Source organism: Phycicoccus duodecadis, from assembly GCF_002846495.1.
Taxonomy (GTDB): Bacteria; Actinomycetota; Actinomycetes; order Actinomycetales; family Dermatophilaceae; genus Phycicoccus; species Phycicoccus duodecadis.
Genome location: NZ_PJNE01000001.1, coordinates 1,378,217 through 1,392,672, shown reverse-complemented (window position 1 = coordinate 1,392,672; position 14,456 = coordinate 1,378,217). Strand labels below are relative to the sequence as shown.

General features: G+C 74.5%; 14 protein-coding genes. 12 read left to right on the top strand and 2 right to left on the bottom strand.

Features of this window, described 5'->3' with window-relative positions; genetic code table 11:
• The 8 genes from ATL31_RS06425 to ATL31_RS06390 all read left to right on the top strand — a co-directional run bounded on the left by ATL31_RS06425 (position 1) and on the right by ATL31_RS06390 (position 7,760).
• Positions 1–1,038 (top strand): zinc-dependent metalloprotease, encoded by a 1,038-nt coding sequence (locus ATL31_RS06425; RefSeq protein WP_101395044.1) that lies wholly within the window; start codon positions 1–3, stop codon positions 1,036–1,038.
• A 52-nt stretch (positions 1,039–1,090) separates the two neighbouring features.
• The gene (gene tilS / locus ATL31_RS06420; protein ID WP_101395043.1) at positions 1,091–2,092 is read left to right on the top strand and encodes a tRNA lysidine(34) synthetase TilS; all 1,002 of its coding nucleotides are present in this window, start codon (positions 1,091–1,093) and stop codon (positions 2,090–2,092) included.
• A 34-nt stretch (positions 2,093–2,126) separates the two neighbouring features.
• Entirely contained in the window at positions 2,127–2,678 is a 552-nt protein-coding gene (gene hpt / locus ATL31_RS06415) for a hypoxanthine phosphoribosyltransferase (RefSeq protein ID WP_101395042.1), read from the top strand.
• A gap of 125 nt (positions 2,679–2,803) precedes the next feature.
• Positions 2,804–4,906 carry an ATP-dependent zinc metalloprotease FtsH gene (ftsH, locus tag ATL31_RS06410; protein WP_101395041.1) on the top strand — a complete coding sequence of 701 codons (2,103 nt, stop codon included), beginning with the start codon at positions 2,804–2,806 and terminating at the stop codon, positions 4,904–4,906.
• On the top strand, positions 4,893–5,501 hold the full coding sequence (folE, locus tag ATL31_RS06405) for a GTP cyclohydrolase I FolE (protein WP_245861989.1): 609 nt from the start codon (positions 4,893–4,895) through the stop codon (positions 5,499–5,501). Before ftsH ends, folE begins: the two co-directional genes overlap by 14 nt.
• Positions 5,498–6,349, top strand: a complete 852-nt coding sequence (folP, locus tag ATL31_RS06400; RefSeq protein WP_245861985.1) for a dihydropteroate synthase — start codon at positions 5,498–5,500, stop codon at positions 6,347–6,349. The genes folE and folP overlap by 4 nt, the downstream gene beginning before the upstream one ends.
• Complete coding sequence (gene folK / locus ATL31_RS06395; RefSeq protein WP_101395039.1) at positions 6,346–7,275, top strand: 2-amino-4-hydroxy-6-hydroxymethyldihydropteridine diphosphokinase; 930 nt, start codon at positions 6,346–6,348, stop codon at positions 7,273–7,275. The genes folP and folK overlap by 4 nt, the downstream gene beginning before the upstream one ends.
• Entirely contained in the window at positions 7,272–7,760 is a 489-nt protein-coding gene (locus tag ATL31_RS06390; protein WP_101395038.1) for a DUF3180 domain-containing protein, read from the top strand. Before folK ends, ATL31_RS06390 begins: the two co-directional genes overlap by 4 nt.
• A gap of 41 nt (positions 7,761–7,801) precedes the next feature.
• On the opposite strand, the gene ATL31_RS06385 is transcribed toward ATL31_RS06390, so the two are convergent.
• Together ATL31_RS06385 and ATL31_RS06380 are read right to left on the bottom strand one after the other, a co-directional pair.
• Positions 7,802–8,905, bottom strand: a complete 1,104-nt coding sequence (locus tag ATL31_RS06385) for an NADH-quinone oxidoreductase subunit D (protein WP_101397304.1) — start codon at positions 8,903–8,905, stop codon at positions 7,802–7,804.
• A gap of 96 nt (positions 8,906–9,001) precedes the next feature.
• The gene (locus tag ATL31_RS06380) at positions 9,002–9,976 is read right to left on the bottom strand and encodes an SAM-dependent methyltransferase (protein WP_101395037.1); all 975 of its coding nucleotides are present in this window, start codon (positions 9,974–9,976) and stop codon (positions 9,002–9,004) included.
• A gap of 65 nt (positions 9,977–10,041) precedes the next feature.
• On the opposite strand from ATL31_RS06380, the gene ATL31_RS06375 reads away from it, so the two are divergent.
• The 4 genes from ATL31_RS06375 to nadC are packed head-to-tail and all read left to right on the top strand — an operon-like array spanning position 10,042 to position 14,454.
• The gene (locus tag ATL31_RS06375; protein WP_101397302.1) at positions 10,042–10,923 is read left to right on the top strand and encodes a Rossmann-like and DUF2520 domain-containing protein; all 882 of its coding nucleotides are present in this window, start codon (positions 10,042–10,044) and stop codon (positions 10,921–10,923) included.
• Positions 10,924–11,841: a pantoate--beta-alanine ligase gene (panC, locus tag ATL31_RS06370; RefSeq protein ID WP_101395036.1), complete on the top strand. Its 918-nt coding sequence runs from the start codon at positions 10,924–10,926 to the stop codon at positions 11,839–11,841. It begins immediately after the preceding gene.
• Between the two features lie 10 nt (positions 11,842–11,851).
• Entirely contained in the window at positions 11,852–13,546 is a 1,695-nt protein-coding gene (locus tag ATL31_RS06365; RefSeq protein ID WP_101395035.1) for an L-aspartate oxidase, read from the top strand.
• The gene (nadC, locus tag ATL31_RS06360; RefSeq protein WP_101395034.1) at positions 13,543–14,454 is read left to right on the top strand and encodes a carboxylating nicotinate-nucleotide diphosphorylase; all 912 of its coding nucleotides are present in this window, start codon (positions 13,543–13,545) and stop codon (positions 14,452–14,454) included. The genes ATL31_RS06365 and nadC overlap by 4 nt, the downstream gene beginning before the upstream one ends.
• Positions 14,455–14,456: the final 2 nt, after the last annotated feature.

The following is a 14,456-nucleotide window of genomic DNA, read 5'->3' as shown; positions in this document are numbered from 1 at the left end:
GTGGCATACGTCGACTGGGAGTTCGCGAAGACGACGGGCCGAGCGCTCGTCCCGGCCGGGCCGGTGGTCTCGCCAGCCGAGGCGAAGGCCGAGGTCGCCGCCATCCGCGCCGCCGCGCGGGCCGCCCGGGGGCCGGTCGCCGAGACCGCCCGGATGCACACCCCGGCCGACGCCCCCGAGGCCCTGGTCGTCGACCGCGCCACCTGGATCGCCGTCAACGTCGACTCGATGTCGGCCCTGCTCGACCCCGCGGTCGACGCCATCGTCGAGCGCCGGGGCGCGCCCGGGCCCGCCGCCCAGGCCGTGGGCGGAAAGGTCACCGGGGCCGAGTCCGGGGCGCTCCTGGCGTTCATGGCCAGCAAGGTGCTCGGCCAGTACGACCTCGCGCCCGACGGCACCCCCAGCCTGCTGCTCGTCGCACCCAACCTGATGGCGACCGCGCGCGAGCTGTCGGTCGACCCCGCCGACTTCCGCACCTGGGTCTGCATGCACGAGGAGACCCACCGCGTGCAGTTCACCGCGAACCCGTGGCTGCGCGAGCACGTCATCGCCCAGGCCCGCCGTCTCGCGGTCGACCTCGCGCCCGACCAGGAACGGGTCCACGAGATCACCTCGCGCATCGCCGAGCGGCTGCCCGAGCTCTTCTCGGAGGGCAGCACCGGTATCGCCGAGCTCTTCACCACGCCCGAGCAGCGCGACCTGCTGGCGCGCCTCACCGCCGTCATGTCGCTGCTCGAGGGGCACGCCGACGTCGTGATGGACGACGTGGGGCCCGCGCACATCCCGTCCGTGGCCGACATCCGTCGCAAGTTCACGACGCGCCGCAAGGGTGCGGGCTCCGCCGACCGGCTGCTGCGCCGCCTGCTGGGCCTCGAGGCCAAGATGCGCCAGTACCGCGACGGCGCGGTGTTCGTGCGGGCCGTGCAGGAGCAGGTCGGCGTCGACGGCTTCAACGCCGTGTGGACCTCCCCCGAGACCCTGCCCCGGCCGCAGGAGATCGCCGACCCCCAGGCCTGGGTCCGCCGCGTCCACGCCTGACCGCCCGCGCCGGTGTCGCCCCGAGCCGGGATGATCGGACGGTGATGGCTCGATGACCCGCGCGTGGGGGACGCCGCACCCCGCCGTCGCCGCGGTGCGCTCGGCGGTGCGTGCGGCCCTGGCCGAGTGCGACGGCGGCGACCTGGTGCTGGTCGCGTGCAGCGGGGGAGCGGACTCGCTGGCGCTGGCCGATGCCGCCCGCCACGAGGCCGGGGCGGCCGGCGTCCGGGTGGGCGCCGTCGTCGTCGACCACGGGCTGCAGGACGGGTCGCGCGCGCTCGCCGAGCGGACGGGGCGGCGGCTGGGCGACCTCGGGCTCGACCCCGTGTCCGTCGTGTCCTGCTGGTCGATGGCGCTCGGAGGCGGCTCCGGCGGCCTCGAGGCGGCCGCCCGCGCCGCCCGCTACCGCGAGCTCGACGCCGCCGCCGACCGCCACGGGGCCCGGCTGGTGCTCCTCGGCCACACCCGCGACGACCAGGCCGAGCAGGTGCTGCTGGGGCTGGCCCGGGGGAGCGGCGCCCGCAGCCTGGCCGGGATGCCGCCCGCCCGCGGCCGCTACCGGCGCCCGCTGCTCGGGGTCACCCGCGAGCAGACCCGGGCCGCCTGCACCGCCGAGGGCCTGAGCTGGTGGGACGACCCGATGAACGAGGACCCGGCCTTCGCCCGGGTCCGCGCCCGCCGGGCCCTGGCCGGCCTCGAGGCCGACCTGGGCCCCGGGCTGGCCGCCGCGCTCGCCCGCAGCGCCGACCAGCTGCGCGAGGACGCCGACCACCTCGACGCGCTCGCCGACGCCGCCGTGGCCGCCCTGGGCCCCGGCCCGTGGCCGGCGCAGGCCCTGGCCGCGCTGCCCCGGCCCCTGCGCACCCGGGCCTGGCGCCGTCTCCTGGTGGCCGCCGGCGCGCCCGCGGGCCAGGTCTCCAGCCGGCACACCGACGCCTGCGACCGGCTCCTGACCCACTGGCACGGTCAGGGCGCCGTGCACGCCCCCGGGGGCCTGCGCGTCACGAGATCCGACGGGCGGGTGTCCATGGCCCCCGCCCATCGGGTTGACTAGGGCCCACCACCCCCCAGCCCGACCAGGAGCCGCAGTGGACGCCGCCCACATGGGAGCAGATCTCGAACGAGTCCTTCTCACCGAGGAGCAGATCCACGCCCGGCTCGAGGAGCTCGCGGGCTACATCACCGAGCGCTACGAGGGCCAGGACCTGCTGCTGGTGGGCGTGCTCAAGGGCGCCGTCATGGTGATGGCCGACCTGATGCGCGCGCTGCCGAACAGCGTCCCGGTCGACTGGATGGCGGTGTCGTCGTACGGCTCGGGCACCAAGTCCAGCGGCGTCGTGCGCATCCTCAAGGACCTCGACGGCGACATCACCGGTCGCCACGTCCTGATCGTCGAGGACATCATCGACTCGGGCCTGACGCTGTCCTGGATCAAGTCCAACCTCGAGTCGCGCAGCCCCGCCTCGGTCGAGATCTGCACCCTGCTGCGCAAGCCCGACGCGGCCAAGGTCGAGGTCGACGTGGCGTGGGTGGGCTTCGACATCCCCAACGAGTTCGTCGTCGGCTACGGCCTCGACTACGCCGAGGCCTACCGGGGGCTGCGCGTCGTGGGCACCCTCGCCAAGCACGTCTACAGCTGATCCCGTCGAACCCTGCGGAACACGCACACCCGCGGGCTCGTTGCTAGCGTGTACCAGTCCGGACGGCGTGACCTCCGGGCCAGATGACGACGAGCAGGAGGTCGGGGCGCGAGCCCCGTGGCCAGATGGACTTCAAACGCATTCTCAAGGCCCCGGTGTTCTGGGTCCTCGCCGCGCTCGTGCTGCTGCTGGTCGTCTTCACCACCGGTGGCGACGGCGGCTACACCACGATCACGACCTCCCAGGCCGAGAAGCTCATCACCGAGAAGAAGGTCGACTCGGCGGTCATGTCCACCGACAACGTCCTGACCCTCGACCTCAAGAAGGGCCAGAGCTTCTCCGACCCTGCCAAGAACGTCAAGGACGCCACCAAGGTCCGCGCCGAGTACGTCGACGCCCGCGCCGAGGGCCTGGTCACCGAGCTCAAGACCAACCTGCCCGACGGCTACGACGACAAGGTCCAGGGCGACAGCACGTTCTGGACCATCTTCATCAGCTTCTTCCCCGTGCTGCTGCTGGTCGGTCTCTTCTGGTGGCTGATGAGCCAGGCCCAGGGCGGGGGCTCGCGCGTCATGCAGTTCGGCAAGTCGCGCGCCAAGCTCGCCACCAAGGACACCCCGAAGGTCACCTTCGCCGACGTCGCCGGGGCCGACGAGGCCGTCGAGGAGCTCCAGGAGATCGTCGAGTTCCTCCGCGAGCCGGCCAAGTTCCTCGCCGTCGGGGCCAAGATCCCCAAGGGCGTGCTGCTCTACGGCCAGCCCGGTACCGGCAAGACCCTGCTCGCGCGGGCCGTCGCCGGTGAGGCCGGGGTGCCGTTCTACTCCATCTCCGGCTCTGACTTCGTCGAGATGTTCGTCGGTGTCGGCGCCTCCCGCGTGCGCGACCTGTTCGAGCAGGCCAAGTCCAACGCCCCCGCCATCGTCTTCGTCGACGAGATCGACGCCGTCGGCCGCCACCGCGGCGCCGGCATGGGCGGCGGGCACGACGAGCGCGAGCAGACGCTGAACCAGCTGCTCGTCGAGATGGACGGCTTCGACGTCAAGACCAACGTCATCCTCATCGCCGCCACGAACCGCCCCGACATCCTCGACCCCGCGCTGCTGCGCCCGGGCCGTTTCGACCGGCAGATCAGCGTCGAGAATCCCGACATGATCGGGCGGCACAAGATCCTTCAGGTGCACGCGCAGGGCAAGCCGATGGCCTCGCACGTCGACCTGCTGGCCGTCGCCCGGCGCACCCCCGGCTTCACCGGCGCCGACCTGGCCAACGTCCTCAACGAGGCCGCGCTGCTCACGGCACGCACCGACAAGAAGCTCATCGACGACGAGGTCCTCGACGAGGCCATCGACCGTGTGATCGCCGGCCCGCAGAAGCGGACCCGCATCATGTCGGCCAAGGAGCGCAAGATCACGGCCTACCACGAGGGCGGCCACGCCCTGGTGGCGGCGGGGATGAACCACACCGACCCCGTCACCAAGGTCACGATCCTGCCGCGCGGTCGCGCCCTCGGCTACACGATGGTGATGCCGCTCGACGACAAGTACTCGACGACGCGCAACGAGATCCTCGACCAGCTGGCGTACGCCCTGGGCGGTCGCGTCGCCGAGGAGATCATCTTCCACGACCCCACCACCGGTGCCGCGAACGACATCGAGAAGGCCACCGCCATGGCCCGCAAGATGGTCACCGAGTACGGGATGAGCGAGCGCGTCGGCGCCATCAAGCTCGGCCAGAGCCAGGGCGAGCCCTTCCTGGGCCGCGACATGGGCCACCAGCGCGACTACTCCGAGCAGGTCGCGGCCGTCGTCGACGAGGAGGTCCGCAAGCTCGTCGACACCGCGCACGACGAGGCGTGGCACGTGGTCAACGACAACCGCGACCTCCTCGACCGCCTCGTCCTCGAGCTGCTCGACAAGGAGACGCTCAACGCCGCCGAGCTCGCCGAGCTGTTCAAGGACATCCACAAGCGCCCGGTGCGGCCCACCTGGCTGTCGAGCGAGCACCGCACCCTCTCGAACATCCCGCCGGTCCTGACCCCGGCCGAGGCCGCTGCCATGAACGGCCGCAACGGGTCCGGGGCGCCCCAGGGCGCCACCGTCACCCCGGGCGACCCGCAGACCCAGGCCGCCATCGACGCGCAGGCCGCCGTCGGCGCGAAGACCACCCCGGACGAGCACCCCGCGACCGAGGTCATCGAGGTCCCCGAGGGTGGTCGTGTCGAACCCTGAGGCGGCCGGTTCCTTCGTCCACCCGCCGGTCGACGTCCCACGGGCGCGGGCAGCGGTGCGCGAGTTCCTGATCGCGATCGGTGAGGACCCCGACCGCGACGGTCTGCTCGAGACCCCGGCCCGGGTCGCCAAGGCCGCCGTCGAGCTCTACGCCGGCCTGCGTCAGGACCCCGCCGAGGTGCTGTCGAAGACCTTCCCGATCGAGCACGAGGAGCTCGTGATCGTGCGGGACATCCCGATGTACTCGACGTGCGAGCACCACCTGCTGCCGTTCCACGGGGTGGCGCACATCGGCTACATCCCGGCCGCCGACGGCAAGGTCACCGGCCTCAGCAAGCTGGGTCGCCTGGTCGAGGTGTTCGCGCGGCGCCCCCAGGTGCAGGAGCAGATCACCACGCAGGTGGCCGACGCGCTCGTCACCCACCTCGGTGCCCAGGGCGTCATCGTGGTCGTCGAGGCCGAGCACCTGTGCATGTCGATGCGCGGTGTGCAGAAGCCCGGCTCGCGCACCATCACCTCGGCCGTGCGCGGCCAGCTGCGCGACCCGGCGACGCGGGCGGAGGCGATGTCGCTCCTGCTCGGCGGGAAGCGATGACCCGAGCCGTCGGGCTCCCCACCGGGCGGGCCGGCCGGCCCGTCGTGATGGGCGTCGTCAACGTCACCCCCGACTCCTTCAGTGACGGCGGGGCGTGGTTCCATCCCTCCGACGCTCTCGAGCACGGGCGGGCGCTGCTGGCGCAGGGCGCCGACGTGCTCGACGTCGGCGGCGAGTCGACCCGGCCGGGGGCCGAGCGGCCCAGTGAGGCCGAGGAGCTGCGGCGGGTGCTGCCGGTCGTCGAGGCCCTGGCCGCGCTCGGCCCGGTGTCGGTCGACACCATGCGCTCGGCGGTCGCGGCGGCCGCCCTGGACGCCGGTGCCACCCTCGTCAACGACGTCTCCGGGGGGCTGGCCGACCCCGAGATGGTGCCGCTGGTCGCGGAGCGCGAAGTGCCGCTGGTCGTCATGCACTGGCGCGGGCACAGCACCTCGATGCAGTCGCGCGCCGTGTACGACGACGTCGTGGCCGACGTGCGCCGCGAGCTGGCCGAGCGGGTCGAGGCCATCGAGGCGGCCGGTGTGCCGCGCTCACGGCTGGTCCTCGACCCCGGCTTCGGCTTCGCCAAGACCGCCGCGCACAACTGGGAGGTCCTGCGCCGCCTCGGCGAGCTGGTCGACCTCGGGCTGCCGGTGCTGGTGGGTACCTCCCGCAAGGGCTTCCTCGGCCGGGTGGGGCGGGCGGCCGGCGCCGAGCGGGCGCCGCTCGAGCGGGACGTGGCCACCGCGGTCACCACCGCCTACGCCGCCGGCTGCGGGGCGTGGGGCGTCCGGGTGCACGACGTGGTGGCGGCCATGGACGCCCTCGACGTCGCCGACGCGCTGATGGCCGACGGGGCGCGCGAGTGAGCGCCGCCGGGACGGCCCGCGACCGGATCGTGCTGCGCGGGGTGCGCGGGCGCGGCTTCCACGGCGTCTTCGAGCACGAGAAGCGCGACGGCCAGGACTTCGTGGTCGACGTCGAGCTGGCCGTCGACCTGACCGCCCCGGGCCGCAGCGACGACCTCGCCGACACCGTCAACTACGGCGAGATCGGGGCGGCGGCGCTGGCACGCATCGAGGGCCCGCCCTTCGACCTCATCGAGGCCCTGGCGGAGGCCGTGGCGCACGACGCGCTGGCGCACGCGGCCGTCGACGAGGTGACCGTCACGGTGCACAAGCCGCAGGCGCCGGTGGGGGTGCCGTTCGACGACGTCGAGGTGCGGGTCACCCGCCGGCGCGAGCCGGTACCGGTGGTGGTGGCGGTGGGGGCCAACCTCCCCTGGGCGGGCAGCAGCCCGGCCGAGACCGCGGCCTCGGCCGTCGAAGCGCTGGCGCACCATCCGGCCGTGCAGGTCGTGGCGCGCTCGGCCTTCGTCGAGTCCGACCCCGTCGGTGGCCCCGAGCAGCCCGTCTACGTGAACGGGGTGGTGCTGGCGCGCACGGCGCTGTCGCCGGCGTCGCTGCTGCGCGCCCTGCACGGGGTCGAGGCCGCCTTCGACCGGACCCGCGAGGTGCGCTGGGGCGCGCGCACCCTCGACCTCGACCTCGTGCAGTACGGCGACCCCGCCGCAGGCGCCGACGTCGTCTCCGACCGGCCGTGGCTGACGCTGCCGCACCCGCGCGCGGCCGAACGCGCCTTCGTGCTGGTGCCGTGGCTCGACGTCGACCCCGCGGCCGTGCTGCGCGTGGGTACGGACGTCGTGGCGGTCGCCGACCTCGTGGCAGCCCTCGACACCAGCGGCGTGCGCCCCGCCCCGTCCGCTGCCGCCCCCGACCCGGAGGACCTCGCGTGAGCCGTCACGGCGTCCGCATCCAGACCCTGCTGCTCGTGGCGGCGGTGACGCTCGTCCTGGGCTACGGCATGAGCCTGGTCGTCACCCGCGACGGCTCGCTGCTCCAGCGGCCTGTCTGGCCCGCCCTGGCGCTGCTCGTGGTGATGGGCGGCCTGGTGCTGTGGATCGCGCGGCCGGTACGTCGCCACCTGCGCAGCGGGCACCGCACCTCGGTCGAGGCGCTGCGTGCGGCCCGGGCGCTGGTGCTCTCGCAGGCCGCGGCGCTCACCGGGGCCGCGGCCACCGGCTGGTACCTCGGCCAGCTCGGCGTGCTGCTGGGCGACCTGTCGCTGGTCGCCAACCAGGAGCGGCTGCTGTCGTTCGGGCTCGCCCTCGTGGCGTCGCTGGTCCTCACGGTGTGCGGGATGCTCGCGCAGTCGTGGTGCCGGATCGACGACCGCGACGACGACGACCGCCCTCTCGACGACCGGCTGGGCGACCCCTGACCCGCCCGGGCCGGTCGCGCCGACATCGGCACCCTCGCGGGCTACTTGTCGACGTCGCCCACGACGAAGAACATCGAGCCGAGCACGGCCACCATGTCGGCCACCACGCAGCCGGGGAGCACCTCGCTCAGCACTTGCACGTTGCCGAACGAGGCCGAGCGCAGCTTGAGCCGCCACGGCGTCTTCTCACCGCGCGAGACGAGGTAGTACCCGTTGAGCCCCAACGGGTTCTCGGTGGCGGTGTAGCGCTCGCCCTCGGGGACCTTGAGGACTTTGGGGAGGCGCTGGTTCACCGGCCCGGCGGGCAGCCCGTGCAGGCGGTCCAGGCAGGCGTCGGCCAGATCGAGGCTGACGTGCACCTGCTCGAGCAGCACGTCGAGGCGCGCCAGGCAGTCGCCCTCGGGTCGGGTGACGACCCGGCCGGGCCCGCCCGGCGCGAAGAGCTCGCCGTAGGCGAGGTAGGGGTCGTCGCGGCGCAGGTCGAGGTCGACCCCGCTCGCGCGGGCGATGGGGCCCGAGACGCCGTAGTCGAGCACCGTGGCGGCGTCGAGGACGCCGACCCCGCGGGTGCGGGCGAGCAGGATCTCGTTGCCGACGAGCATCGACTCGAGGTCGGGCAGGCGCCGGCGCACCGACGCCAGGGCCTGGGCGACGCGCCCGAGCCAGCCGGCGGGCACGTCCTCCTTGAGGCCGCCGACGCGGTTGAACATGTAGTGCATCCGGCCGCCGGAGGCCTCCTCCATCACCGCTTGGAGCTCCTCGCGCTCGCGGAAGGCGTAGAAGATCGGGGTGATGGCGCCCAGTTCGAGTGGGTAGGAGCCGAGGAACATCAGGTGCGAGAGAACGCGGTTCATCTCGGCCAGCAGGGTCCGGAGCCACACGGCGCGCTCGGGGACCTCCATCCCGAGCATCGCCTCGACGCCCAGGACGACCCCCAGCTCGGAGGAGAACGCCGAGAGCCAGTCGTGGCGGTTGGCCAGCACGGTGATCTGCCGGTAGTCGCGCACCTCGAAGAGCTTCTCGGCGCCCCGATGCATGTACCCGACGACGGGCTCGGCGCTCAGGATGCGCTCGCCGTCGAGCACGACCTTGAGCCGCAGCACGCCGTGGGTGGCCGGGTGCTGCGGCCCGATGTTGAGGACCATGTCGGCCGTGGCGAGGCCGCCGGCCCCGACGGCGACGTCGAGCGCGCGGGGCTCGGCGGGGGCGTCGGAGGTCACCCGGTCAGTGTGCCGCACCGGTCACGCACCCGGCCGGGTCCGGGGGTCGGGGATGCGGCGCAGCACCCAGTGGAAGTCCCCCAGGCCTCGCCGTGCCGTGAGGGCGGTGACGGCCGAGGCCCGGGCCAGACCCGTGAGGTAGGCCGGCGGGTCGGTGCGCGCCAGGCCGAGCGGCGGGGTCGAAGCCGTGAGGCCGAGACCGAGCAGCGCCTCGCGCTGGGTCGTGCGCTCGTCCTGCTCGAGGCTGTCGACGGCCACGTGCGCGGTGAGGTCGCACGTGCCGTCGGGGACGGGCGGGACGGTGGTGCCGTCGCGGTAGCCGACCAGGGTGCCGGTGGCGGGACGGGTCGCCCGGGTGTGGCCGTAGTCGACGGCCAGGGCCGTGCCGCTGCGGACGCGGGACAGCAGGCCGGCCCAGGCGCGGTCACGGGTCAGCCCGACCTCCACCCGGGTCCCAGCCGCCGGCCCCTCGAGGCACCAGTGCTGCGCGCACCAGGCCAGGTCCGGCCCAGCGAGCGGGTCGCTCAGCGACTCCGTGCCGGTCGCGGGGTCGACGAGCACGGTGCGCAGGGCCCCGTCGCGGCCGACCTCGGCGACGGTGCAGGGCACCACGTCGAGCCACTCGTGGGCGACCACCAGGACGTCGTGGAGGTCGCGCAGCGCGTCGGGGAGGTCGGCGCCGCCGGGGGAGACCAGCCAGGCGACGTCGGCCGGCAGGCCGGGAGGGCGCGCCACGACGTCGACCGCGGTCAGCCGCAGCCCCGGACGCAGGCGGTGCAGGGCGGTGACCAGCTCGCCCCGGCCGGCCCCGACGTCGACGACGTGGGTGGCACCCTCGCGGTCGGCGAGCGCGAGGACCCCCTCGGCGAAGGTGGCGCCCAGGGGTTCGTGGGTCGAGGTGATGAAGTGTCTCGCCGGGCCGCCGTCGCCGCGGTAGAAGCCGCCGGCGCCGTAGAGCGCGTGCTGCCACGCGTCGCGCCAGGGGAGCAGGTCCATCCGGCGCACGCTACCGGCGACCGGGACAGGCCCGGCCGGGGGTAGCGTTCTGGCCCGTGGACGGCATCGAGCACCCCGCGCGCCTCACCGTCGGGGTCGTCGGTGCGGGCCGCGTCGGCGCGGTCCTCGGGGCCTCCCTGGCGCGGGCCGGTCATCGGGTCACCGGCGTGTACGCCGTGTCGGAGGCCAGCCGCGAGCGGGCCGCGTCGCTGCTGCCGGGTGTCCCCGTCGTCGACGTCGCCACCGTCGTGGCCGGCGCCGAGCTGGTGCTGCTGGCCGTCCCCGACGACGCGCTCGCCGACCTGGTCGCGGGGCTCTCGGCCACCGGCGCCTGGCAGGCCGGGCAGCTCGTGGTGCACACCAGCGGCCGCTTCGGCACCGCGGTGCTCGACCCGGTGCGCGCCCACCACGCCTTCGGCCTGGCGCTGCATCCGGCCATGACCTTCACCGGCACCGCGATGGACCTCGACCGGCTCGTCGAGTGCGTCTTCGGGGTGACCACCGACCCCGAGCTCGCGCCGGTGGCCGAGGCGCTGGTCCTCGAGATGGGCGGGACGCCGCAGGCCGTGGCCGAGGAGGAGCGGGTGGCCTACCACGCGGCGCTGTCGCACGGCGCGAACCACCTGGTCACCCTGACGGCCGAGGCGATGGAGCTGCTGACCCGGGCCGGGGTGTCCGAGCCGCGCCGCGTCCTGGCCCCATTGCTGCACGCCGCGCTCGACAACGCGCTGCGGATGGGTGACGCCGCCCTCACCGGCCCGGTCTCGCGCGGCGACGTGGGTACCGTGAGTGACCACCTGCGCGAGCTCGACCGGCTCGCGCCCGAGATCCGGAGGACCTACGTGGCGCTCGCCCGGGCCACCGCGTTGCGGGCGCTCGACGCCGGCCGGCTCCGCCCGGCGGCCGCCGAGCCCCTCCTCGACGTCCTCTCCGACCAGGAGCGCTGAGTGACCACCACCACCGCCACCCCCGTCGTCGCGCACACCCGCGACGAGCTCAAGGCCGCCCGCGAGGCACTGCCGAGCCGCGACGTCGCCGCCGTGATGACGATGGGCGCCCTGCACGAGGGGCACGCGGAGCTCATCCGGGCCGCGCGCCGCCGGCACGACCACGTGGTCGTGACGATCTTCCTCAACCCCCTGCAGTTCGGGCCCAAGGAGGACCTCTCGCGCTACCCGCGCACGTTCGACGACGACATGGCTATCTGCCGCGACGCCGGCGTCGACGTGGTGTTCGCCCCCACGCCCGACGTCGTGTACCCCGACGGCGACCCCGGGGTGCGGGTGTCGGCCGGGCCGCTCGGCGAGGTGCTCGAGGGCGCGTCGCGCTCGGGGCACTTCGACGGCGTGCTCACCGTGGTCGGCAAGCTGCTGCACCTCACCGCCGCCCGCAGTGCGTACTTCGGCCAGAAGGACGCCCAGCAGCTGCTGCTCATCCGGCGGATGGTGCGCGACCTCGACTTCCCGGTCGACGTCGTGTCGGTGCCGACCGTGCGGGAGCCCGACGGGCTGGCGATGAGCAGCCGCAACACCTACCTCACCGCCTCCGACCGCGAGGTGGCGCTGTGCCTCAGCCGTGCCCTGCGCGCCGGGGCCGACGCCGCGCCGTTCGGTCCGTCGGCGGTGCGGCGCGCCGCCCGCGAGGTCGTCGTCGAGGAACCGCTGGCCCTGGTCGACTACCTGGTCCTCGTGCACCCGCAGACCCTGGCCGACGTGCCCGAGTGGTACCGCGGCGAGGCGCTCCTGGCCGTCGCCGCCCGGATCGGCACGACCCGCCTCATCGACAACACCCCCGTCGTCGTCGGGCCCGGTGGCGGGGCCATCGACGTGTTCTCCGACGTCCCCACCGCCCGCGCCGAGGTCTGAGGCCCCCACCATGTGCGAGCTCCCCGTCGTGCTCCCGCGCCGCCTGGCGGCGGCCGCCCCCGGATGGACCACCACCGCCGACGTGGTCGTGGTGGGCTCCGGCATCGCCGGGCTCACCTGCGCCCTGCGGCTACGTGAGCGCGTCGACCGGGTGCTGCTGGTGACCAAGACCGTGCTGTCGGCGGGCTCGACGGCGTGGGCTCAGGGCGGCATTGCGGCGGCCCTGCACCCCGAGGACACCCCCCAGGAGCACCTCGACGACACCCTCGTCGCGGGAGCCGGGCTGTGCGACGTCGAGGCGGTGCGGGCCCTGGTCACCGAAGGCCCCGACCGGGTGCGCGAGCTCGTGGCGCTCGGCGCGCACTTCGACCTCGACGACGGCGGTGAGATCAAGCTGACCCGCGAGGGCGGGCACCACCGCGACCGCATCGCGCACGCCGGGGGCGACGCCACGGGCGCCGAGATCAGCCGTGCGCTCATCGCGGCCCTGCAGCAGGTGCGCAACGACCCGGGCATCGAGGTCGTCGAGCACGCCCTGGTCGTCGACCTGCTGACCGCTGCCGACGGCGCGGTGTGCGGAGTCACCCTCCACGTCATCGGCGAGGGGCAGCGCGACGGGGTCGGGGCCGCCCGGGCGCGGGCCGTCGTCCTGGCCACCGGGGGGCTGGGGCAGATCTACACCTCGACCACCAACCCGCCCGTGGCGACGGGCGACGGGATGGCGGCGGCGCTGCGCGCGGGGGCCCGCGTGACCGACCTGGAGTTCGTGCAGTTCCACCCGACCGTGCTCTTCCTGGGGGAGGGCTCGACCGGGCAGCAGCCGCTGATCTCGGAGGCCGTGCGCGGCGAGGGCGCCTTCCTCGTCGACGACACCGGCCGCCGGTTCATGCAGGGCCGCCACGAGCTGGCCGACCTCGCCCCGCGCGACATCGTGGCGCGCGGCATCCTCGACGTGATGGGCGAGCGCGGCCTCGACCACGTGGGGCTCGACGCTCGCCACCTGGGGGCCGCGTTCCTCGAGGAGCGGTTCCCCTCGATCGTCGCGCGCTGCCGTGAGCTGGGCTTCGACCCCGCGGTCGACCTGTTGCCCGTGGCGCCGGCGCAGCACTACGCCTCGGGCGGGATCGAGACCGACCTGCGCGGGCGCACCTCGGTCGACGGGCTGTACGCCTGTGGCGAGGTCTCGTGCACGGGGGTCCACGGGGCCAACCGGCTCGCGTCGAACAGCCTGCTCGAGGGGCTGGTCTTCGCACACCGCATCGCCGACGACGTCACGGCCCGTCTCGAGGCCGGCGACCTCGCGGGTCGGGAGCCGGTGGCGGCGGACGACGACGGCGGCGTCGACCTGCTCGAGGGCGACCTGCGGATCGAGCTGCAGCGCACCATGACCCGTGGATGCGGCCCGCTGCGCAGCGCCGACTCGACCGCCGCGGCGCAGGAGGGGCTGGCCGCGCTGGCGGCTCGGCCGGCGAGGGCCGCCGACCCGGGACCCGACGCCTGGGAGACCACCAACCTGCTGCACCTCGGGCAGGCGCTGGCGCTGCTGGCCCGGCGTCGCGAGGAGACCCGCGGCGGCCACGTGCGCACCGACTTCCCCGAACGGGAGGACCGCTGGCGGGTGCACCAGGGCGTCACCCGGGGCGCGGACGGGCAGCTCGTGGTCGTCGAGCGCCCGGTGTCCGAGCCGATGGGGGTGCGCGCGTGAACGGCGACGGTGCCGGGGGCTTCGGGTTCCCGGAGGTGGACGCCCGCCTGGTCGTCGAGCGCGCGCTCGACGAGGACCTGGGCACCTCGGACGGCGGCGGTGGGCGTGACGTGACGACGCTGGCCACCATCCCGGCGGAGCAGCAGGCCGTCGCGCACGTCGTGGCCCGCGCCGGCGGGGTGCTGGCGGGGCTGCCCGTGGTGGCGCTCGTCCTGGCCGCGGTCGACCGGCGCATCGGCACGGGTGCCGTCGGGTGCGAGCTGCTCGCGGCCGACGGCGACACCGTGGTGGGCGGTGACCGGCTGGCCACCCTGCGGGGCCCGGCCCGCACCATCCTGGTCGCGGAGCGGACGATCCTGAACATCCTGTCGCGCACCTCGGGGGTGGCCACGCACACCCGCCGCTGGGCCGACGAGCTGGAGGGCACCGGCGCCACCGTGCTCGACACCCGCAAGACGACCCCCGGGCTGCGCGCGCTGGAGAAGTACGCGGTGCGCTGCGGCGGCGGCACCAACAAGCGGATGGGCCTCTACGACGTCGCGATGATCAAGGACAACCACAAGCTCGCCGCGGGTGGGCTCAGTGCGGCCTACGACGCGGTGCGCCGGGCCTACCCGGACGTCGACGTGCAGGTCGAGGTCACCACGACGGCCGAGGCGGTCGAGTCCGTCGCCGCTGGGGCGCGGTTCCTGCTGTGCGACAACATGTCTCCGGCACTGCTGCGCGAGACGGTGGAGGCCGTGCGGGGGAGTGGCGAGAGCGTGGAGGTCGAGGCCACGGGCGGCCTGACGCTCGAGGTGGCGCGTGAGTACGCCGACACCGGGGTCGACTACCTCTCGGTGGGCGGCCTCACCCACTCCTCGCCCATCGTCGACATCGCCCTCGACCTCGAGCCGGGCGGCGTCTGAGC

Excerpts from the sequence above, each read along its gene's own strand:
- ATL31_RS06385 (WP_101397304.1), bottom strand. The coding sequence starts at position 8,905 with ATGGTCCTCAACATCGGGCCGCAGCACCCGGCCACCCACGGCGTGCTG.
- folP (WP_245861985.1), top strand. The coding sequence starts at position 5,498 with ATGACCCGAGCCGTCGGGCTCCCCACCGGGCGGGCCGGCCGGCCCGTC.
- ATL31_RS06380 (WP_101395037.1), bottom strand. The coding sequence starts at position 9,976 with ATGGACCTGCTCCCCTGGCGCGACGCGTGGCAGCACGCGCTCTACGGC.
- tilS (WP_101395043.1), top strand. The coding sequence starts at position 1,091 with ATGACCCGCGCGTGGGGGACGCCGCACCCCGCCGTCGCCGCGGTGCGC.
- ATL31_RS06365 (WP_101395035.1), top strand. The coding sequence starts at position 11,852 with ATGTGCGAGCTCCCCGTCGTGCTCCCGCGCCGCCTGGCGGCGGCCGCC.
- ftsH (WP_101395041.1), top strand. The coding sequence starts at position 2,804 with ATGGACTTCAAACGCATTCTCAAGGCCCCGGTGTTCTGGGTCCTCGCC.